Below are 21,477 nucleotides of genomic sequence, written 5' to 3' on the forward strand. Positions count from 1 at the left end.
TTTAACCATTTCTTGTAACGTATCATCGAATAGCCGAAATATTCTCACATATAGAAAAGGGAATTAAAATCATATGCGCCTTAGCGTATTTGCGCTCTACTAGTTAAACCTCAATCGGCACCTGAATCATCACAATTGTTCCTGCACCAACACTTGAATCAATCGTTAAATTTCCATCGAGTAAATCTACTCGTTCACGCATTCCAATTAACCCAAACGAGTCTTTTTTCTTCTCTCGGATATCAAAGCCTTTTCCATTGTCTTTTACGATAACTGTTACATGATTTCTACTTATCTCAAGCTTAACGACGATTTCACGAGCTTCGGCATGCTTTAAGGCATTTTGGACGGCTTCTTGTACCATTCGGAATAAAGCCACCTCAAATTTGGACGGGATTCTTTGCTCCGAACCTATAAAGCTAAATGAAATCGTAGTGTCCCCATTATATTCTTCGATGGTGGACAGGTACTTTTTGAGGGTCGGAACTAATCCAAGATCATCCAGTGCCATTGGACGTAAGTCATAAATAATCCGACGCACTTCATACAATGCGGAACGAACCATTTTACGTAAATCGTGAATTTCTTTAACACCCTGATCTGGACTTTCACGGTAGACCTTATCAATAATTTGCGAGCGGAGCATCACATTTGCAAGCATCTGGGCTGGACCATCATGGATTTCACGTGAAAGCTTACGACGTTCCTCTTCCTGCGCCTCAATAATCTTCAAACCGAATGCCTGCTTTTGCTTTGCATCCTCTATCATTTCCCCAACCATCTTGAAATCACTATTTAAATAATTGAGAACAACGGAAATTTGACCAACAAGATGATCCGCACGTTCAATTGTCTCGTTTAAACCCACTAATCGTCTTTCAAGCTCATCACGACGTTCACGCAGTTGCTTTTCCTCCTGCCGTATTACAGTTAACTGCATCTGCAAATCGTGGGCCTTCTCATACGCATTCCGAATTTCCTCTTCTGAATACTTCTTAAAATGGCTACTCACCTCAGAAAGGCGTTTTCTTGCAAATCGAGAGTGGTTTTCCAAACGGTCCACATCATCGATAATCGTTCCAACACGTTCCTTAATATCCTTTAACTCGTCCGTTAAGGTTAAAAATTCATTGCGAGATTGCTCACCAATCCGGAAAATTTCTTCCTTGCTATGATCAACGGTGTGCACCATTTTTTCCAAAATTGAATCAAGAACTTTAATATCAAGCCCTTTGGTGGCCATACTTCCACCTCCATCTAGATTATATACTGATTTGTTTTTTACAGCATTTCATATCATTTACATTTGTATTACATATTACCTATGCCAAAAACAAACCATTGATGTAAAAATTATGTCGTTCTATAATAGAAGAATGGGCAAAAATGTATATAAAACTTGGTTAGTGCCGAATTTTGTTGCACTACAGTATCGTTATGAGCCCCGATAGGAGGTATTACGCGTAATGCTTCATTCCTATTATACAGTAAAAGGGTATGGCAAGCATGAAATAAATATTCAAAAATCACGCTTTATTGCATATATCGACCGCGCAACAACCGAAGCGGAAGCACAGGATTTCATCCAGAAAATAAAAAAGCAAAACTGGGATGCAACCCATAATTGTTCTGCTTATATCATTGGGGAAAACGACCAAATTCAAAAAACAAGCGATGACGGTGAGCCAAGTGGAACAGCTGGAGTGCCAATTCTTGAAGTTCTCAAGAAAAAACACTTAAAAGATACAGTTGTTGTCATAACTAGGTATTTCGGAGGAATAAAATTAGGTGCAGGGGGACTAATCCGTGCATACGGAAAATCAACCTCAGAAGGCCTCCAATCAACTGGCATCGTCGAACGAAAACTGGTGAGGGTCATGCATACGAAGATTGATTACACGTGGCTTGGTAAAGTTGAAAACGAATTGCACTCATCGATCTATCAAATCAAAGAAATCAAGTATATTGATGCAGTCGAAATCGAAACCTATGTAGAAGAAAGCCAAACACCACAATTCACCGAATGGATGACTGAACTTACGAATGGTCAGGCGCAGATTTCTGAGGGTAATATGGAGTATTTGGAGGAAAACGTGTAAACACAAATTTGTAAAGGGAGAGAAAATGTGAGCCATAATACAAGATCACAATATAAGAAGAAAAAAAGAAGAAAAAAGTTAAGACTAAAGAGAGTACTTTTTGTTCTCCTACTTTTACTTTTAATACCAATTGGTTATGGAGTTTACTTAACAACCACGGCTTTAAATGCTGCGAATGAGTCGTATCAAGAGCTTGACCGTGGCAGCAAATCAAAGCTGAGGGAAAAGGAAGTAAAAATTGCGAAGGATCCTGTATCTATATTACTAATGGGTGTTGAAGACTATTCAAGTGGTGGAAACGGTGGTAGAACTGATACACTTTTAGTAGCAACGCTAAACCCTAAAAATCAAACAATGAAGTTATTGAGTATCCCACGTGATACGCTTGTTTATATACCGAGTAAAGGCTATAAAGATAAAATCAATCATGCCTATGGTTCTGGTGAAGAAGAATCGACAATTGAAACAGTAGAAGAATTTTTAGATATCCCAATTGACTATTATGCAACAATTAATTTTAATGGCTTCAAGACCATCATAGATGAAATCGGTGGCGTTACAGTTGATGTTCCTTTCGATTTTTGGGAGAAGAGTGACGTACCAGGTCAAAAAAGACTTTATTTTAAAGAAGGTGAAATGAAACTTAACGGCGAAGAAGCATTAGCATATGCAAGGATGAGAAAAAGAGATCCTCGTGGAGATTTTGGACGAAACGATAGACAAAAACAAATTATTAGTGCTGTTGTAGATAAAATGACCTCACCAAATATGCTTTTAAAACTTGATGATGTTGCAAAAGCTGTTGGAAAAAATGTTGAAACAAACTTAACAGTATCCCAGGGTCTATCACTGCAGAAAGCTTATCAAAATTTCTCTTCATCAAATATTGATAAATTATCAATTCAAGGTTATGATGAGTATATGGATAATGTTTATTATTTTCATCCAGACAACGAAAATTTAGACGAGCTAAAGCAAAGCCTTCAGGCACACTTAGAACATAAAACTGAAAATTACCAGACAAATAATGAATAGCCCATCCAAGACTTACTTTTACTTAGAAAAGTAAGTCTTTTTATATACATCAATTTCATTTCAAATTAATATCATTTCTAGATATTGGGTATATATTAACTTTCTATAGGCATAACCTAAAGATGTAGTTCAAAAACGCTCTACGAGGTGTAAAAAACAATGTCGAATCAAATAGTAGCAATATTATTATGCTTTTTTTTCTCTGCTCTTTTTACCCCCATCATGGTCAGGCTCTCTTTTTTAGTTGGTGCAGTTGATAAACCAAATTATCGAAAAGTTCATCAAAATGTAAAACCGAGACTAGGCGGACTAGCGATTTATTTTGGTACCGTTTTAGGTGTCTGTTATTTGGAGTTGTTCTCAAAGTCAATAATGGCAGTACTGATAGCGTCATCCATCATAGTCATTTTTGGAATACTTGATGACATTTTTACTCTGACACCAATTTATAAACTGTTAGGTCAAACTCTTGCAAGTCTAATTGTTGTGTTCATTGCTGATATTAAGATCGAATATATACATTTACCTTTTGACATACATCTTGACTTTGGGATATTTAGTTACATTATTACAATTATTTGGATTATCGCGATTACAAATGCCATGAATTTAATAGATGGACTAGATGGTTTAGCAGGGGGAATTTCTGTTATTGCATTATGTTCGATGGTATACATGGCAGCAACACAAGGAAATTTATTAGTCATTTCGCTTTCATTAGTCTTAATCGGAAGTACTGTGGGTTTTTTGATTCACAACTTTTATCCTTCAAAAATTTTTATGGGCGACAGTGGATCTCAATTTTTGGGCTTTATGTTAGCCATCATAGCTGTAGTTGGACTTTATAAAAGTGTTACAATTTTTAGCCTTTTGGCTCCAATCATTATTTTAGGCGTACCAATCCTAGATACACTATTTGCAATAATGAGGAGAATTTATAATAAGCAGAATATTACAGCTCCTGACAAATCACACCTACATCACAGATTAATGCAATTAGGTTTAAGCCACCCCTCCGCAGTATATATAATTTACTTAATAAGTATTGCCTTCGGTATAATCGCAATAACTGTATCAAGGTCAACAGCATGGCTCGGATTAGCGATTTTATTTGTGTTAATATTTATTATTCAAATTGGAGCAGAGCTTTTAGGACTCATAGGAAAACGAACCTTTATTTTAAATATCATCGGCAAGTTAAAGTCATTAAGAAGGTATAAACACTACTAGGATTAATTAAGATATTAATTACAGTCAAAAGGGCACCAATTTTGATGCCCTTTGTGTATTAGTTTCTGATATATATAAAAGACTGCTGAGATTAAATTCAGCAGTCTTTACTATTATCTAGCTCCCTCACCAGTAAGAATTACTTTAACAGTTCGGAAAACAATCTTTACATCTAACAGGTAGCTCATGTTTTTAATGTAATAAATATCATATGTTAATTTTTCTTCCGGAGAACACTCGTATCCCCCATTTACTTGCGCCCAACCTGTTAAACCAGGCTTAATTAAAAGTCTCTTATTGAACCCCGGAATTTCTTCGTTAAATTGTTTTACGAAAACAGGTCGCTCAGGACGTGGTCCAATAATACTCATATCACCCCTGATCACATTGAATAGTTGTGGCAGCTCGTCTATTCGAGTTTTTCTTATAAACTGACCAACCTTCGTTACACGTGCATCATTTTTACTTGCCCATTGAGGACCATTCTTTTCTGCATCATTTCGCATGGAACGTAATTTGTATATTTTAAATGTTTTTCCATTTAAGCCTACACGTTCCTGTGTAAAAATTGGTAGTCCAGGAGATTCTAAGACTATTAAAAGCATAGTAATTAACATAATTGGTAGAGTAATAATTAACCCTAATATCGATAAGAATAAATCCATAAATCTTCTTGTAAACATATATAAGCTTTTTTGTTCCATTATTATATGCTGTTCTTTAGATGTCTTATATTCATAATAATTTGTTTCCACTCGTTGTAAAGACATTTGGTATTCACCTCGGAATGATTTAATTCTATATTAAACATCCTTGTATAGAAAAAATATTGTCGTATTTACACGTAACAAACACTATTTTCCTATGAACTTGGTTAACTGTCAATAGAATTTTTAATTTTGTCATCGAATGATTAGTCGAAACTAGGTAAACATAAGTTTCATACTATCAATGTCTTATATTGCATGTACTAATAATATTCGAACATTTCCTTTGATTTACAATGGTTCAACCATTTTGTCACTAAATTGTAATGACCCCTTCACAAAAAAAAATCCCAATTGCTTGATAAAAAAATCAGCTTATTTGGGATTTTTCATGAATGGACTACTTATTTAATTTATAATAATTAAAGGTTTTTTGTATACCTTCATGTAAATTTACTTTTGGCTCCCAACCTAATACATCAAATGCCTTTTGTTTATTGAAATAACTGTGTTTGATATCTCCTTTTCGAGCTTCACTGTATCTTATCTCGGTTTCCTTACCTGATACTTCTTTAAACACACTTATTAGGTTGTTTAAAGATGTCTGTACGCCCGTACCAATGTTGATGATACAATTGCTCGGAATTTCCGATGCACGCATATTAGCGCCCACAATATCATCAACACATATGAAATCGCGTGTTTGGTTTCCGTCTCCATAAACAGTGAAAACCTGTTGATGAATGAATTTGTCAACTAAAATGGAAACGACCCCACCTTCACCTTTTGGGTCTTGTCCAATTCCATACACATTCGAATATCTTAGAATGGTAAAGTCAATATTATAAAGATCCGCGAATGCCTCGATATAATGTTCTGGAGTATGTTTCGATATTCCGTAGAACGACAACGGATTTACTTTATGCTTTTCATCTACTCCCAAATACTCAGGAACTCCATACACAGCAGCAGACGAAGCATATATAATCCGAGGGCGCTTTTCAAGCCCCCGTATTGCCTCTAGGACATTAATGGTACCTAGAATATTCACTTTTGCATCAAAAAAGGGATTCTTTAAAGAAGTCTGAACATCTATTTGAGCCGCATGGTGATTAATTAAGTCAGGCGCCTCATTTATAACTAAATCTACAAATTCTTCACTTGTTATGTCTAACTCGTGATATGTAACATCTTCTATACGATTTTCAGGTTTCCCAGTTGATAAATTATCAACTGCTATTACCTCATACCCATGATTTTTGTACTCTCGTATTAAATTTGTTCCGATAAACCCCAGACCGCCAGTAACCAACACTTTTTTCATCCAAATATCCTCCAAACTACTTCCTTAACGAATTGAATGCGTAATTAACAAAAACCCAGGCAGCTTTAATTAAGCCAAGATTTTCAATCTCTCTGTACACCTTCCAATTTTGTTTCGCTGCTTTTATTTTATTACTAGAGATCGAACCACTTACTTTACGATACCTCGCTAGTGGTTCCTGTATACCGTGCGCATAGTCTTCTATTTTTAGAACGGACAACCATGTAGCTAAGTCCTGTCTTGTACGGATCTCAGGCATCTGGACCTTTCCTAGTTTCTCAATATTTAGCATAACTGTTAAGCATCCGATAATTGTGTTCTTTAATAAAGTATTATAATTAATTTTAGGCGGAATACTTATGATTTTCCCGGTAAGTTCACCCTCTTCAGTCATAATTTCATATCCTGTAAATGTAAAATTATAACCATTTCTCTCCATAAAGGTAACTTGCTTCTCTAATTTAGTTGGAACCCACAAATCATCACTATCTAAAAAAGCTATGTATTTTCCACTCGCATTTTTAATGGCAGTATTCCTTGCAATAGCTGCCCCACCATTTTTATCCAATGGTATTAATTTGATTCTAGAATCTGTTTTCATTTTCTCTTTAATAATCTCAACAGTGTTATCAGTTGAAACATCATCCACGATGATCATTTCCCAATTTGTATAGGTTTGGTCTTGAACAGACTTAATTGTATCCTCGATAAATAATGCTGAATTATAAGAGGGAGTTATAACAGATACTAATGGCGTATTTTGTTTTTTTGCTAAATCCATACATATACCCCCAAAGCTGTATTTACATCATTAATTGCCAAATTATAATTATATACGATTCCTAATTATTATAACAAATTAATAATTGGTAATAATAATTTTCATAAAACAAAGGTTTACTACTAAATCTTACTTTTAGTATATCCTTTCTTTTGACATAATTCGATAAATAATGATAATTTATGTACTAGCATCTGCCTATTTATTTTAAACGTATTAGGTATGTTATAATGCAATATATAAGACGAGCAATAGGAGGATTATTATGAAGGTAAAAAAAGCCGTTATCCCTGCCGCTGGGTTGGGAACTAGGTTTTTACCAGCAACAAAAGCACAACCAAAAGAAATGTTACCAATTGTAGATACCCCTACTATTCAATATATCATTGAAGAGGCTGTTAATTCTGGTATCGAGGATATCATTGTTGTAACGGGAAGAGGAAAAAGGGCAATCGAAGATCACTTTGACAAATCCCAGGAACTCGAAAGTATCTTAGAATCCAAAGGAAAGTTCAAAGAATTGTCACAAATAAACCGTATTAGTGAAATGGCTGACATCCACTACATTAGACAAAAAGAGCCTAAAGGACTAGGACATGCAATCTGGACTGCAAGAAAATTTATCGGGAATGATCCTTTTGCCGTCCTTTTAGGAGATGATATTGTTGTCTCTGAAAAGCCTTGTCTCCAGCAACTTATTGATGTCTTTGAAGAAGTCGAAACCTCTGTAATCGGCGTACAAGAGGTTCCAAATGAAGACGTCTCAAAGTACGGTATTGTCGATTTTGAAGGAGAGAACCATTATCATAATAAACTAATAAAAGTAAAGGATTTTGTAGAAAAGCCTCATCCTGAAGATGCCCCATCAAATCTAGCGATAATGGGAAGATACATCTTAACTCCAGATATACTTGATATTCTTGAAAGAACAGAAGCAGGCAAGGGGGATGAAATCCAACTGACTGATGCTTTACGTGTTCAAGCACAAAATCAAATGGCACATGCGTATATGTTTGATGGAAAAAGATATGACATTGGGGATAAATATGGATTTGTTAAAGCCACAGTAGAATTTGCATTAATGAGAGATGATATTGGAGAGCCATTAAAAAAATGGTTAAAAGAGCTTGTAAATTCATAACAAAAAGGAAAAGGGGTAGTACCACTAAAAATGGTTCTACCCCCTTTATTTATTCTGGTTTCTTTGAATATCTACTTGCTAATTGGAAAATGATTGTTACGATAATAAGCACTGACCAAAATCGCGGTGAAGTAAAATCAGCACGATACATTGAGGATATTCCTAGGTGTATGATTAATAAGAGCCCCACTATGTAAAATTTATGTTCATTGATTTTTTTAAAAAATTTTAACGCAATATAGGCAAACATCCATAATGCTAAAATTAATCCTAAGAAGCCATATTCAAATAGTATATCTACGAAGTAATTATTTGATGTAATATGAACTCGATATCCTGTAGGAAGAAATTTGGATGTCTGTAAAAATGAATAAGACGCTGGACCATTTCCAAAAATAACGCTTAATGGAGAGTGATCAAAAATCCAAATAAACGGCATTATAACCATATAAAGTCTTGCATGACTATTTATATCGAAAAACGTTTCGAACCTTCCAAAAACAGGTTTTGTAAGAATTTGAACATAGTCCCAACCAATTACGAGTAATAATATAAAAAGAACCGAAGCAATTAAAAAGCCTTTAGATTTAAATAATCGTAAAATATTCACCTTACTAAACATTAATACAACCACTAAGATACCTACCAGTAGCATGAAGTTAAAATAGCCACCTGAAGAAAAGGAGAAAAAAAGTACAAATGCTGCAGGTAAAAAGATATAGAGAAAATATTTTTTGATATTCTGATGAAACACCATATAACCAATAATCATCCCATCAATCAGAAATGGAGCTAAGAAGCTTGGTTCATTTGCAAAGGAGGTTAACCTACGCCTAAATAATAAGTGGGTATCGTCTGATATCCCATGAATAAAACTTCTTGTACCGAGATCAGGAAATGGCAGACCTAATGTAAAATGTAAAAATTGCCAAATTCCAACGAGTACTAATATCGTAATACCAATTGAATAGGCTTTAATATATTTAAAAAGTTCCATATCTGATTTATTTGACAGATAGTTCTTTATCCCTATAAACAAGAAAAGAAATACGATTATATTGATAAACCTTGATACAAATTCACTTTTAACATAAAGCATATACTCATGGGAAAGTAACGTCATAATATTTGATACTAAGCCAACCAATGATAAGAATGCTGGTAGGAAAAAGCCAATTAGGATAATATAATCCATATTCTCAATGTGAATTTTTCTATTTAGCAATATGTCACTTAATAAATAGATAGAGACAAGTCCAGCTGCTAACATAGTTATCGCTACGCTAGTAGGAATTGGAGAAGTGATAGCCTTAAAAACACCCGACACAGAAAATGGAGCAAAGAGAAAAAAGGCCAATATTACATAATTCGTTACTGTATTAAGTTGTTTATTATCCGCAATTAAGTTTATGTATTGATGTTTCTTCAATTTTTCCCCCACCGTTTATTTCTTTTAGTTTCTCTTTATAGTTTGAACAAAACCAGTTCAATTCATTAAAAAAACAGTATGTTAAAATACATACTGTTTTAGAATACCATAATATTTTATCGAAAAAAACCTTTTCTATTTCCGAAATCTACTGGTTTTTTAACAGTTGATCCTCTGGAACATCCTTGTATACTTTTGCCGGTACCCCGATATATAATTTTCCACTTTCCACATTCTTTGTGACTACACTTCCAGCACCTACTGTTCCATCCTCTTCTATAACGATTCCTGGCATGATTGTAGTATTAGCACCTACTCTACCACCGTCTTTTATGGTTACTCCTTTAAATTTAGAGTACCTTTCCTTTGATCTCGCCATATAATTATCATTTGTAGTTACAACACATGGTGCCATAAATACAAAATTCCCCAATTCTGAATAAGCCGTTATATAACAATTTGTTTCAAGTTTGCAACGTATACCGACCTTGCAATCATTCTCTACGGCTACTCCTCTTCCTACAATTGTGCCATCCCCGATCGATACACGCTCCCTGATTGTAGCCATATCCGCTATAAAAACATTGTCGCTAATTTGAGCGTTCGCATAAATAACCGCCGACGTCCCAATCGTGCAACCTGATCCAATTACGGTTGGGGGTAACGTACCCGTTTCCGGAAGAATAGAATTTTTAGCTCTTGCAGGTTGTTTCCCAATAACGACATTATCCTGGATAACAACATCATTACCGATACTAACACCCGCGTATAAGATAACATTATTGCCAATTGTCACATTTTCCCCAAGTTGTACCGTTTCGTCTATTACAACATTTTGTCCAATACTTTTTGGTATGTTCACATTTCTCACCCTAACTAGGATTATTTAGTGTAGAATTCCGCTATCTTTTCAACAACATATTTCTGCATTTCCAATGGTAGTTCAGGGTACATAGGTAAAGACAATGCTTCCTTACATGCTTTCTCGGTTTCTGGAAGGTCTCCCTCTTTATAACCTAATTCAGAGAATACCGGCTGTAGATGTAATGGAATTGGGTAATAAATCATGGTATCAATTCCATTCTCTTTTAAATACTGTTGTAACTCATCACGTCTATCCACTCTTAGCGTATATTGGTGAAAAATATGATAGTTTTCTTCTGCCATATAAGGAGTTGTTACATGTTGGCCAACAGCCTCATTTAACAACTCAGAATATACGCGTGCTTTTTCTCTTCTTAATTCGCTCCATTGGTCTAAATGTGGGAACTTAACATTTAATACTGCAGCTTGCAGCTCGTCCAGTCTACTGTTATAACCTAATACATGATGATGGTATTTTGGTTTGCTACCATGAACGCGTAGAACTCTCATTTTTTCACTTATTTCATCATCATTTGTGACAACCATTCCACCATCGCCATATGCTCCTAAATTCTTTGTTGGAAAAAAGCTATAACAAGCAGTGGTTCCAAGTTCTCCAACCTTTTTACCTTTATATTTCGCCCCTATTGCTTGTGCTGCATCCTCAATCACAAACAAATTATGATTTTTTGCAATTTCATTGATTGCGTCCATATCAGCCGTTTGACCGTATAGATGAACCGGAATAATTGCTTTGGTTTTCTCAGTAACAGCATGCTCGATCTTAGTAGGGTCAATATTAAATGTTTGTGGGTCAATATCAACAAAAACTGGCTTCGCACCTATACGAGCAACTGCTCCAGCTGTAGCGAAGAAGGTAAATGCCGTTGTAATGACCTCATCCCCTTCTTTAATTCCACACGCCAATAATGAAATATGTAGAGCGTCACTACCATTAGCAACACCTACTCCGTGCTTCACATTACTATAGCTCGCAATGTCCGCTTCAAGTTTTTTCACATTATTCCCAAGAATAAAAGATGCTTTGGACATTACATCCTCTAATTGACTTAATATCTCCGTTCTTAATTCCTGATACTGTTCAGTTAGGTCTAACATAGGTACTCTCATTTTAATACCTCCATTTAGTGATTCTTTAATTATTAGTTTGTTTTAGTTTTAATTTTTCTAAAGCTTGATAGAGGTTAAGGAGTTTTTTGGATTCCTTTTCCCAATTATATTGTTCATGAATATACGTCTGGCCTTTGAAACCTATTTCTTTTCTGAGTTCTTCATTTCGAGCCAGATGTAGAGCAGCATCAGCTATCTCCTGTGGGTTTTCGGGATTTACAAAAATTCCCGAGCCGACGCTTTCAAGCATGTTTCTCCATTTAGGAAAATCTGAACTAATATATGGGATACCAAAGGTTTGATATTCAAATATCTTGTTAGGACTTGTTTGACGATGGTCTCCAATATCTAGAATAGTAATAAGCCCAACATCTGAATGAATAATATATGCAAACGCCTCATCCTGAGGTTTCGGACCTAAATAGTCTACATACTCCCAACCTTCCATTTTTTCAGCGGCTTCAATTGATCCCTTCTCAATTTCCGGACCAATTAACCAAAGTCTAGTTTCAATAGAATGATTAATTATTGATAATGCTTCTACCATTTGTTTTAATCCACGAGTGTTTGATACGCCCCCTACATATACAAGGCGAAAAATAGAAGGGTCTCTTAAAATCGTCTTTGAAATTTCCTTTGCACTTTCTATTAATTCCCCATGTGTAATAGGGGCATTTTCAAGTAGCAATGAATTCGATCCAATTCGATTTGCTACTTCTTCTTGTGTGACAATGACTTTATCAAAGAAGGTTCCTGCTAATTTTTCAAGTGATATTATAATGGATGCAATTGTCTTGCGTAAAGGCTTTGGAATCCAATCTCTCATTAAAATTCGCTTTGAGAAGTCTTCATGAGTATCATAAATAACCTTTTTCCCAAACAGCTTTAATATGAAACCAATTGGGATTGTATCAGGATTATGCAAATGAACAATGGTTGCCTTTGTTCGTAATACCTCTTTTATTAGACTTGGCTGATAAAGAAATCTTTTGAGTCTGCTTGCAAAGGTAGGTACTTTTACTATATTAATTCCGTTAATTACGCTACTTTCATCAATCCTCGCGACCAATGTCACATTATATCCATTTTCAACCAATGTTTTGGCTTCTTTTTGAAAAACCCGAATATCGGAATATTGATGAACTGGGGCTAGGATACATATATCAGTTTTAGACATACTTCTCACCCCTTTATTCCTTTCCGAACTTCTAACATGCGTTCTCCCCATTTTTCAATACTATATTTATAAATAATTGTATTTCTTGCATTCTCTCCGAACTTTTCATAGGCTTGTTCATCTAGTGATTCGTATAAAACCTGACATAAAGCATCAGCGTCTCTCTTAGAAATCCGACCATTTTCGTAATCATCAATAATTAATTCTGCACCTTCACCATCGCCAACTACAGGAGCGACCCCATAGGACATTGATTCGAGCAAACTGTAATTTAAATAGATAACATCTGCAGGTAAAACAAATATTTTAGCTCTTTTATAAAGTCTTTCAGGATTCTTTTCAAACCCTTGATAATGAATTTGTGGATAATTTAACTCCTTTAACCTTGCTAAAACAACCTGCTCAAATGTTGGATCCATTTTATATTCATTATCATCCAACGTCGTAAAACCTGTAATCACAATGTTTAAGTCAGGTTTCTTGCTCAAGAGCTTATGTAGCGCTTCTACTAAAATATCTACATTTCTCATTTTCCTTACTGAGTTAAGAAACAGAATATCAATATCCTTCTCTTGTTCTTGTTTTTCTAGTTCTGGAACTGGAACACAATTTGGCAAATGAGTTATTTTGTTTTTCGGGATATGCAGTGTATTTAAATCATTCATAATATTAATTTCTTTTGCAATAATGTGATTGCTTATTTTTAGAGTAAGAAGAAGACCCCAACGCCTAATATCAAATTTCGTATCACGTTTAGCCAATTCTCCGCCACGTAGTATAAAAATTAATTTTGTCCCAAAAAGCTTTGCAATAAGACCATAGATAAATGTCAGTTTCCCAATATCATAAATCTCGGTCCATTTTGGTTTATATGACCTGTAAATTCGGATCGTTTGAAGAATTCTATTCTTAATGTTTTTAGGAACGACCTCAACATCTGCCTTATATTTCTCAGCCTTTGTTTTTGATAGGCCACTTTTGTCCATTACTAAATACTTAACTGGTATACCTATCCTTCTATATTCCATTGCCTGATATCCTATTTTGTCAATAAAATGTTCAAGTCCTACTACGACTGTCTTATGATTCATGCTAAAACTCCCTTACCACTTTCTAAATAGAGGAGAAAATAATACTAATTTGTCTTTAATTTTATCTTTTTTGTCATTTTCTTTAAATATTTTATATACAACTGTATATCCTCTTTTGTAATTATTAAAAATTCTCTATAAGGTAAATGGGTAATCCTTTTAAACATAATAATCTTTGCAAAGAAATCAAACCCGTATGCAATTGTTGTAGCGATAGCTGACCCAGATAGGCCATATTTAGGAATAAAAATAATATTTAAAACGACATTGATTACTAAATTTAAGATAGAAATGTACATATTAATTTCCGGCATTCCTCTACCTGCAATGTCATTAGAGAGGACTTTTGAGTTAGAACCTAAGATAATACCTGGAATTAATAGCATTAAAACAAGCCCAGCTTCTTCATATTTTTGGCCATAGAGAATAGTAATCGCAAGGTCTGATAATACGAATAGTGCAAAACCAAAAATAATGGATAGGAATAAAATATTTCTACTTAAAATTGATGTGATTTTATTTCTGCTGTCTTCATCAGTTAGTGATGTGATTTTTGGAAATAGAACAGACGAAATTGCTTGTGAAACAACCCATAGGCGCTCGGCTACATTTACTGCGGCCACATAGATACCGACCGCTATCGGATTAATGAAAAAGGCTAAAAGTAAAAGAGCAGCTCTATAGTTTAGAAATGTCGCTATATTACTTAAATGACTTTTCAATCCATAAACAATTGTCTTTTTAAACAATTCAATAGAAAAAGTACCTAGTTTATAACGTGCACCATGCTTCTTGTTCAATAGATAAATGGTTAATATGTAAACAATTATATTACTAATAACATAACTATAAATAGCACCATTTAGACCAAGGTCAAAAACTACCAACAAAAATATAACAGCTATTAATTTTATGATATGACCGATAATAAGCGTAACATTAAACGATTCAAAATCTTGTTTTCCTTGGAATATTCCTTGTAATGACTGATTTAGAAGTAAAAAAGGGACATTCGATAAAGCTAGTAACAATAGTAGAACAGGTGCCCCACCAAGGAATTGCTCTCTAAAGAAGAGGACAAAAATCACACCAATGATTATTGATAGTATGGTTAATATAATGTTTGATAATATATTCGTTTTGTAAACGGTGTGAAGGTCCACTTCATCCTTTCCTACATAGTAGGCTGTGGATACACCAATTCCAAGGTTCATAAAGGTTAAAAGCATAGAGGGTAAAAGAATAATTAAAGAGTATAATCCCTGTCCTTCTGGCCCCAAAAGTCTGGCAATCAAAATAGTAGTTACTAAAGAAATAACAATGCCAACAATCATTCTAACCAATGTATAAAATGTGTTTTTTGCAAAACTTGCCTTAGCCATATAATTATCCTTTCAATATATCAAAGAAGTTCTTTTAGTTTATGTGCATATTCCGTATAATTCTTTTCTGCATTCGCTAATTGATCCCAAGTCTCGTATGATAGCTTGCGTTTTTTCTCTTTTTCAGAATAAGGCATCTGTACATACTTTGATATTTTAGAAAATAACTCTTCTGAGGTTATATTTGCATCTAATAACACACCATTTTCGTTATTTACTAATTCAGAAGTGCCCCCAACATTTGTAGCCATTACTGGAATTCCATAACTTAACGCTTCCATAATGGATACTGGTACACCTTCTGATTCACTTACATTAATAAATAAATCAATAATATTTTGTTCGTAATAACGATTGACTTCTTGATTTGTAAGATGGCCCTTAAATTCCCAGTTAATATTCTCTGGCAATTTATTCGCCATTTCTTCTAAAACAGGACGTAAATCCCCTTCCCCAATATGTGTCCATTGAATGGGTTCCTTACACTTGGAGAGAGCCTCAATGATTATATGTAATCTTTTTACTGGCGACATATACGAGCATGTTACAATTCTAAACATATGATCATCAGAACTCTTAGTAAGGTTGTTTGCTTTATTAACACCTAATCGACTAACCTCTAATTTGGGTTCATAAGCTTTATTCTTATTTAATAAATAGTTGTAACCATCAGTTGAGATTACAAATAACTTACTCAACCCCATAATAGCCTGACTTTGAAAAGGAATATACGCAGGATTATTGGCATATGCATATAAATCAACCCTATGAGTCCTTGAACAACCAAATACATCAGGGTTTAATTCTCTATACATAGCAATAGCAGTCCCGCCAGTATTTAGCCAATACGAGTATAAAGCATTGTCTTCATTTTTATTTATTATTTTTTGTAAATAGTTTCTAACTTCAGTAGCAGAAATAATATGTTTTGTAATTTTTGAAGATAGCTTTGACAGATATTTACCAGCGTTTCCCATTTCCTTCATTAACCATTTTATTGCTTGAGGGTCAGCCAGTTTTAGAATTCTTTGAATATTAGTCCCTGCTCTATAGCTATTATGTACGACAACATTGCTAGGAATTTGTCTCATCCTGTCCTTTTGTGACTTAACAGAATTTAAAGGAATAATATGAACAGTGTCAAATACAGAAGCTAAGTATTGGATTTCATTTTCAAGAAACTCTTCCCCAGGATAATATGGAAACCGATTTGTTATTAAAAATAAATTACTTTTTCTCTCATTCTGCATGTACACATACCTCCTATATTTTTTTAAAAGACGGAAAAGCAAAGAAGGGATTAGCTTCTTTGCTCATCATTCAAGGAGATGTTATATTCTATCGTATCGATTTTTCACTTCATAACCCTTCATTGCATTCTTTGTATCGAAGATAATGTTACTCTTTTCACCAATCGTCTTATAATCAAAGTCACTATGGTCTGTAGCAATTACAACTATATCTGCATTTTCAAGTAACTCATTTGAAAATGGAACGCCTTCTTTAGTTTCTCCCTTATATTTATAAGATGAGATATTAGGATCATGAAACGATACATTTGCTCCCCTTTTTTCTAGCATTTCAATAATTTTTAAAATTGGAGATTCTCGGTAATCGTCAATGTCTTTCTTATATGCAACCCCTAATACTACTATATCAGAGCCTTTTAATGGCTTTCCTATTTCATTTAACAAGTAACTAATTCGTTCGATTACAAATTCAGGCATATAATTGTTGATTTCTCCTGCAACCTCGATTAAACGAGTATGGTAATTATACTCTCTTGCTTTCCACGTTAGGTAAAATGGATCAATCGGGATACAATGCCCTCCTAAACCCGGACCAGGGTAAAACGGCATAAAGCCATAAGGTTTTGTTGCAGCTGCATCAATTACCTCCCAAACATCAATCCCCATTCGATTACATAAAATAGCCATTTCATTTGCAAGAGCAATGTTGATATTTCTAAATGTATTTTCAAGAATCTTTTCAAGCTCAGCAACGGCAGGGCTTGAAACCTTATGGATTTCACCTTCTAAAACGCTTGAGTATAAAGCTGCCGCAACATTTGTACATTCTTCAGTGATACCACCGACTACTTTAGGTGTATTTTTTGTATTATAAAATTTGTTACCTGGGTCTACTCTTTCTGGTGAATAAGCTAAAAAGAAATCTTCACCACATTTTAACCCACTATTTTCTAGTATAGGCTTCAAAACTTCTTCAGTAGTACCTGGATATGTAGTACTTTCTAGAACCACCAACATACCTTTTTTCAAATACTTAGCAATTTCTTTAGCGGAACTTTCTACATAAGAAGTATCTGGCTGTTGATAAATATCAAGTGGAGTAGGAACACAAATAGCAACCGCATCTACATTTCCGATGCTCGAATAGTCGATTGTTGCAGTAAGCCTACCTTGCTTCACGATTTCCTTTAAATCTTCCTCAACAACATCACCAATATAGTTAACACCACGGTTTACCATATCTACTTTCTGTTCCTGAACATCAAAACCTACTACATTATATCCTGCTTTAGCCTTTTCGACCGCTAGTGGCAGACCCACATATCCAAGTCCCACAACACCAATAGTTGCTTCCTTATTAGAAATTTTTGCAATTAAATCTGAATAAGTATTAGAGACACTCATTATTCTATTCCTCCAATTTATATACGAGCTATTCTTCCTCTATTTAATTAACTTATGTATAAGGAAGACTCGATTGTAGATTACTCAATTAATGAATTGTGGTTTTCAAAAAATAGCATGTTTATAACCGACAAAAACCCTCAAAAATCGATTTACCTTCCCAATTTTCATATTATATCACAACCGATAAAATAGAAACTATTTCTTTATTACAGTTTTAAGACAGCTTTAATAATTATTATTAGCATTATTTGTTTAATTATTTTCGCTTTTTTTGTATATCCTCTTTAATATTGAGAGACCTTTAAGGTATAATAAAATTTGTTTTACATATATCAACATTATTCTGAACAAAGGTTTGATCGATTTGAAAAAAATTATTCTTATATTAATAGTCTGTTCAACACTGGTTGCTTGTGGATCTAAACCATTAAAAAGTAGAAGTGTGTTAGAAGCAGAACAATATATTTGGTTTAATCTTGATAAGATGAGCTGGGAAACATTCCAGGAGTTGACTGTTGAACCAGGTATTATTTCTGAAGAGGACTTTCATAAATCGAAAGAAATCGCAGCTGAATACGATAATTCAAAACTTTTTAGAGTGGGTAACACCGTTTATAGAGTAGGTTCTGATAACGATGTTTTGTTTGTTACAAGGTGGGACAAGGTTGACCAACTATTCAAAATGAAGTCGATTGAGTTTCCGAGTGAATTAGTAGGAAGAAAATAAAAAGTGCACACTAAAAAAAGTGCACTTTTTATTTGCATTTTTTAGTAAGGAGATTGATTTTGTGGTTTTTAGTAGCTTGATTTTTTTATTTGTTTTTTTACCAATTGTCATATTTACGTATTTTATAGTAGGTAAAAGATTTAGAAATATCTTACTACTACTTTTCAGTTTGTTCTTTTACGCATGGGGCGAACCCAAATACGTTTTATTAATGATTTTTTCTATCATTATGAACTATTTATTCGGCTTAATCGTTGATAAACTTGAAAGTAAAAGTGCATTAAAAAAGGCTGTACTTGTATTAGCGATAATTGGGAACCTGTTAATTATAGGCTATTACAAATATATTAATTTTATTGTCGATAACATTAACCAACTTTTAGGACTTTCCATTCATATCGAGGAGGTTCCCCTTCCCATTGGAATTTCCTTTTTTACCTTCCAAGCACTTTCATACGTTATTGATGTATACAGGAAGGATTCACATGTTCAGAAAAATCCATTTGATTTAGCACTTTATATCTCATTATTTCCACAACTTGTAGCAGGTCCTATTGTGCGTTACAACGATATTGCAAACCAAATAAAAGAGAGGATTATTAATTCTCAAAAATTCGCAGAAGGTATAAGAAGATTTATTATTGGATTAGCAAAAAAGGTGTTAATAGCGAACCAGGTTGGATTTATTGCAGACCAAATCTTTAGCATGGATCCACAAGAAATAAGCACATCTTTAGCATGGATAGGAATTATATCATATACATTACAAATTTATTTTGATTTCTCCGGGTATTCAGATATGGCAATAGGCTTAGGCAAGATGTTCGGCTTTGAATTCCTTGAGAACTTTAATTATCCATATATCTCAAGGTCGATTACTGAATTTTGGCGTAGATGGCATATTTCTCTCAGCACATGGTTTAGGGATTATCTCTATATCCCATTGGGTGGTAACCGAGTCACTAAATTAAAACATTACCGTAATATTTTCGTAGTATGGGCTTTAACCGGTTTATGGCACGGAGCGAGTTGGACTTTTGTAGCGTGGGGATTATATTACGGAATTCTTCTTACCATTGAAAAACTTGGCCTAGGGAATTTACTAAAGAGAACATGGGCACCTATCCAGCATTTATATGTATTGGTAATTGTTATGATTGGTTGGGTTTTCTTTAGAGCGGATAATTTTTCATACTCGCTCAATTATATTAAAACCCTATTTGGTATTCATGGCCAAGGACTTATTGATAGACAAGCTCTTTACTATGTTCACGATTACGGTTTACTTTTTAGCATTGCAATTTTATGCTCTACCCCTATAATAAATAAATTAATTATGGCTATAGAAAAAAGCACTAATAAGATCATTCATTCACTAATTCGAATTTTATATATTGTACTTTTAATCCTTACAATTATTTATCTTGTTAATTCAACCTATAATCCTTTTATTTATTTTAGGTTCTAGTAGAATAGTACTTTTTAGTAACTGCGAGGTGTACCATGAAAAATAAAATGTTCATAGCAAACTTTCTCTTTATCATTTTTTCACTTGGAATCCTTACATTTATAACACCGGATAAAAAAATTTCTGCTGTTGAAAAAAGAGAACTAGCTCAACTTCCAAATGTAACTAGAGATAATATACTTAATGGAGAATCTCTAACAAATTTCCAAGATTATTTTAATGATCAGTTTTATACGAGAGATTTTTTAATTAAGATTTACACTAAAGGTCAGCTATTGTTAAATAAATCAATGATCAATAATATCGTTATTACAGAGGATAATTGGTTGTTAGGGGAGCCCATTGAAGAAAATAAAAACGATATAGATATAGGGTTAGATAACCTTTATAAATTCTCGAACTTTCTAGAGAAAAATCAAGTAGAAGCTTATTTTGCACTTGCTCCAAATTCAATGAACTTGTTTTCTAATAAATACCCTGATTATCTAAAAGAAAACAAAGGTATTGAAAATAGGTCCTATTTCCTTTCGGAGTTTCCAACAAATATGCATTTGATTGATCTTCCTGACTACTTCTCGGACCATTATTCATATGCTGAACAAGAGGGTTTCTACTATAGAACTGATCACCATTGGAACATGAAAGGTGCATTTATCGGATATCAAGAAATCATGAACCAAATGGAAAAAACTTCATCTGGCATTAAAGTTCAGGCAAAAGATGCAGATGATTTTATAATAGATTGTAACAATGAGGCAGCTTTTGTCGGTTCAAGAAACATTCAATTGTACGGGCTAATTGATGCTAGAGGCGAACAAGTATGCCGTTATCTTCCAAATAAAATAAATCTATCCGAATTTAGTGCAATCGATAGAAATGGAAATCATATTACTGATTTCAACAAAATATTTGGTAGTGGATTAAATAACAAAAAAGTTAGCTATACTGACCTTTTTTCATATGATTATCCGGAAATTAAGTTTTCGTTTGAAAATACAAATAACAGACGTCTTTTAATTTTAAAGGACTCTTACGCAAACCCTATTATTCCACTTATTGCAAGTCATTTTTCAGAGACATTCATATTGGACATACGCCATTACAAAGGTGATATTTCAAAATATGTATCCTCTAATGGCATCGATATAGTACTTATTCTTTATAATGATACAAACCTTTCAGGTGAGATGTATAAATTTATAAAAGATTAACCAAAAGAAGTGGCCAATTACCA

At 33.9% G+C, this 21,477-nt stretch carries 19 protein-coding genes; 7 read left to right on the top strand and 12 right to left on the bottom strand.

The genetic code is table 11. The features are described 5' to 3' along the window. Positions 1-103 precede the first annotated feature (103 nt). Positions 104-1,243, bottom strand: a complete 1,140-nt coding sequence (locus tag RGU12_RS21180; protein WP_309537824.1) for a sensor histidine kinase — start codon at positions 1,241-1,243, stop codon at positions 104-106. A 223-nt stretch (positions 1,244-1,466) separates the two neighbouring features. Between RGU12_RS21180 and RGU12_RS21185 the strand changes: the two genes are divergently transcribed. The 3 genes from RGU12_RS21185 (at position 1,467) to RGU12_RS21195 (ending at position 4,364) form a co-directional block, all read left to right on the top strand. Further along, the gene (locus RGU12_RS21185; RefSeq protein WP_309537825.1) at positions 1,467-2,099 is read left to right on the top strand and encodes a YigZ family protein; all 633 of its coding nucleotides are present in this window, start codon (positions 1,467-1,469) and stop codon (positions 2,097-2,099) included. Positions 2,100-2,126: 27 nt separating this feature from the next. Then, on the top strand, positions 2,127-3,134 hold the full coding sequence (locus tag RGU12_RS21190; RefSeq protein WP_309537826.1) for an LCP family protein: 1,008 nt from the start codon (positions 2,127-2,129) through the stop codon (positions 3,132-3,134). 159 nt (positions 3,135-3,293) lie between these two features. Next, positions 3,294-4,364 carry a glycosyltransferase family 4 protein gene (locus tag RGU12_RS21195; RefSeq protein ID WP_309537827.1) on the top strand — a complete coding sequence of 357 codons (1,071 nt, stop codon included), beginning with the start codon at positions 3,294-3,296 and terminating at the stop codon, positions 4,362-4,364. A gap of 113 nt (positions 4,365-4,477) precedes the next feature. On the opposite strand, the gene RGU12_RS21200 is transcribed toward RGU12_RS21195, so the two are convergent. The 3 genes from RGU12_RS21200 to RGU12_RS21210 all read right to left on the bottom strand — a co-directional run bounded on the left by RGU12_RS21200 (position 4,478) and on the right by RGU12_RS21210 (position 7,176). Then, a complete protein-coding gene (locus RGU12_RS21200; RefSeq protein WP_309538309.1) occupies positions 4,478-5,068 on the bottom strand; it encodes a sugar transferase in 591 nt (196 codons plus the stop codon). A 403-nt stretch (positions 5,069-5,471) separates the two neighbouring features. After that, entirely contained in the window at positions 5,472-6,395 is a 924-nt protein-coding gene (locus RGU12_RS21205) for an NAD-dependent epimerase/dehydratase family protein (protein ID WP_309537828.1), read from the bottom strand. 16 nt (positions 6,396-6,411) lie between these two features. Continuing rightward, positions 6,412-7,176 (bottom strand): glycosyltransferase family 2 protein, encoded by a 765-nt coding sequence (locus tag RGU12_RS21210; protein ID WP_309537829.1) that lies wholly within the window; start codon positions 7,174-7,176, stop codon positions 6,412-6,414. Positions 7,177-7,441: 265 nt separating this feature from the next. Between RGU12_RS21210 and galU the strand changes: the two genes are divergently transcribed. After that, a complete protein-coding gene (galU, locus tag RGU12_RS21215; RefSeq protein ID WP_309537830.1) occupies positions 7,442-8,317 on the top strand; it encodes a UTP--glucose-1-phosphate uridylyltransferase GalU in 876 nt (291 codons plus the stop codon). A gap of 49 nt (positions 8,318-8,366) precedes the next feature. Here galU and RGU12_RS21220 read toward each other — a convergent pair whose 3' ends face one another. The 8 genes from RGU12_RS21220 to RGU12_RS21255 form a co-directional block, all read right to left on the bottom strand. Continuing rightward, complete coding sequence (locus tag RGU12_RS21220) at positions 8,367-9,746, bottom strand: O-antigen ligase family protein (RefSeq protein ID WP_309537831.1); 1,380 nt, start codon at positions 9,744-9,746, stop codon at positions 8,367-8,369. Positions 9,747-9,894: 148 nt separating this feature from the next. Further along, a complete protein-coding gene (locus RGU12_RS21225) occupies positions 9,895-10,608 on the bottom strand; it encodes a DapH/DapD/GlmU-related protein (protein ID WP_309537832.1) in 714 nt (237 codons plus the stop codon). A 20-nt stretch (positions 10,609-10,628) separates the two neighbouring features. Beyond that, on the bottom strand, positions 10,629-11,741 hold the full coding sequence (locus RGU12_RS21230) for a DegT/DnrJ/EryC1/StrS family aminotransferase (protein WP_309537833.1): 1,113 nt from the start codon (positions 11,739-11,741) through the stop codon (positions 10,629-10,631). A 25-nt stretch (positions 11,742-11,766) separates the two neighbouring features. Next, a complete protein-coding gene (locus RGU12_RS21235; protein WP_309537834.1) occupies positions 11,767-12,918 on the bottom strand; it encodes a glycosyltransferase family 4 protein in 1,152 nt (383 codons plus the stop codon). 5 nt (positions 12,919-12,923) lie between these two features. Beyond that, positions 12,924-14,009: a glycosyltransferase family 4 protein gene (locus RGU12_RS21240; RefSeq protein WP_309537835.1), complete on the bottom strand. Its 1,086-nt coding sequence runs from the start codon at positions 14,007-14,009 to the stop codon at positions 12,924-12,926. Between the two features lie 44 nt (positions 14,010-14,053). Beyond that, positions 14,054-15,391 (bottom strand): flippase, encoded by a 1,338-nt coding sequence (locus tag RGU12_RS21245; protein WP_309537836.1) that lies wholly within the window; start codon positions 15,389-15,391, stop codon positions 14,054-14,056. A 20-nt stretch (positions 15,392-15,411) separates the two neighbouring features. Beyond that, positions 15,412-16,641, bottom strand: a complete 1,230-nt coding sequence (locus RGU12_RS21250) for a glycosyltransferase (protein ID WP_309537837.1) — start codon at positions 16,639-16,641, stop codon at positions 15,412-15,414. A gap of 81 nt (positions 16,642-16,722) precedes the next feature. Beyond that, entirely contained in the window at positions 16,723-18,045 is a 1,323-nt protein-coding gene (locus RGU12_RS21255) for a nucleotide sugar dehydrogenase (protein ID WP_309537838.1), read from the bottom strand. Between the two features lie 367 nt (positions 18,046-18,412). Here RGU12_RS21255 and RGU12_RS21260 point away from each other — a divergent pair, with 367 nt between their 5' ends. The 3 genes from RGU12_RS21260 to RGU12_RS21270 all read left to right on the top strand — a co-directional run bounded on the left by RGU12_RS21260 (position 18,413) and on the right by RGU12_RS21270 (position 21,454). Then, the gene (locus tag RGU12_RS21260; RefSeq protein ID WP_309537839.1) at positions 18,413-18,775 is read left to right on the top strand and encodes a hypothetical protein; all 363 of its coding nucleotides are present in this window, start codon (positions 18,413-18,415) and stop codon (positions 18,773-18,775) included. 61 nt (positions 18,776-18,836) lie between these two features. After that, a complete protein-coding gene (locus RGU12_RS21265) occupies positions 18,837-20,243 on the top strand; it encodes an MBOAT family O-acyltransferase (protein ID WP_309537840.1) in 1,407 nt (468 codons plus the stop codon). Positions 20,244-20,278: 35 nt separating this feature from the next. Next, positions 20,279-21,454, top strand: a complete 1,176-nt coding sequence (locus tag RGU12_RS21270) for a DHHW family protein (protein WP_309537841.1) — start codon at positions 20,279-20,281, stop codon at positions 21,452-21,454. Positions 21,455-21,477: the final 23 nt, after the last annotated feature.

It is taken from the genome of Ferdinandcohnia sp. QZ13 (assembly GCF_031324165.1).
Taxonomy (GTDB): Bacteria; Bacillota; Bacilli; order Bacillales; family Bacillaceae_L; genus Ferdinandcohnia.

Bases quoted from the DNA above. Each gene is read 5' to 3' on its own strand.
- RGU12_RS21180 (WP_309537824.1), bottom strand. From the start codon at position 1,243: ATGGCCACCAAAGGGCTTGATATTAAAGTTCTTGATTCAATTTTGGAA.
- RGU12_RS21185 (WP_309537825.1), top strand. From the start codon at position 1,467: ATGCTTCATTCCTATTATACAGTAAAAGGGTATGGCAAGCATGAAATA.
- RGU12_RS21195 (WP_309537827.1), top strand. From the start codon at position 3,294: ATGTCGAATCAAATAGTAGCAATATTATTATGCTTTTTTTTCTCTGCT.
- RGU12_RS21200 (WP_309538309.1), bottom strand. From the start codon at position 5,068: ATGGAACAAAAAAGCTTATATATGTTTACAAGAAGATTTATGGATTTA.
- RGU12_RS21205 (WP_309537828.1), bottom strand. From the start codon at position 6,395: ATGAAAAAAGTGTTGGTTACTGGCGGTCTGGGGTTTATCGGAACAAAT.
- RGU12_RS21210 (WP_309537829.1), bottom strand. From the start codon at position 7,176: ATGGATTTAGCAAAAAAACAAAATACGCCATTAGTATCTGTTATAACT.
- galU (WP_309537830.1), top strand. From the start codon at position 7,442: ATGAAGGTAAAAAAAGCCGTTATCCCTGCCGCTGGGTTGGGAACTAGG.
- RGU12_RS21230 (WP_309537833.1), bottom strand. From the start codon at position 11,741: ATGAGAGTACCTATGTTAGACCTAACTGAACAGTATCAGGAATTAAGA.
- RGU12_RS21235 (WP_309537834.1), bottom strand. From the start codon at position 12,918: ATGTCTAAAACTGATATATGTATCCTAGCCCCAGTTCATCAATATTCC.
- RGU12_RS21240 (WP_309537835.1), bottom strand. From the start codon at position 14,009: ATGAATCATAAGACAGTCGTAGTAGGACTTGAACATTTTATTGACAAA.
- RGU12_RS21245 (WP_309537836.1), bottom strand. From the start codon at position 15,391: ATGGCTAAGGCAAGTTTTGCAAAAAACACATTTTATACATTGGTTAGA.
- RGU12_RS21250 (WP_309537837.1), bottom strand. From the start codon at position 16,641: ATGCAGAATGAGAGAAAAAGTAATTTATTTTTAATAACAAATCGGTTT.
- RGU12_RS21255 (WP_309537838.1), bottom strand. From the start codon at position 18,045: ATGAGTGTCTCTAATACTTATTCAGATTTAATTGCAAAAATTTCTAAT.
- RGU12_RS21270 (WP_309537841.1), top strand. From the start codon at position 20,279: ATGAAAAATAAAATGTTCATAGCAAACTTTCTCTTTATCATTTTTTCA.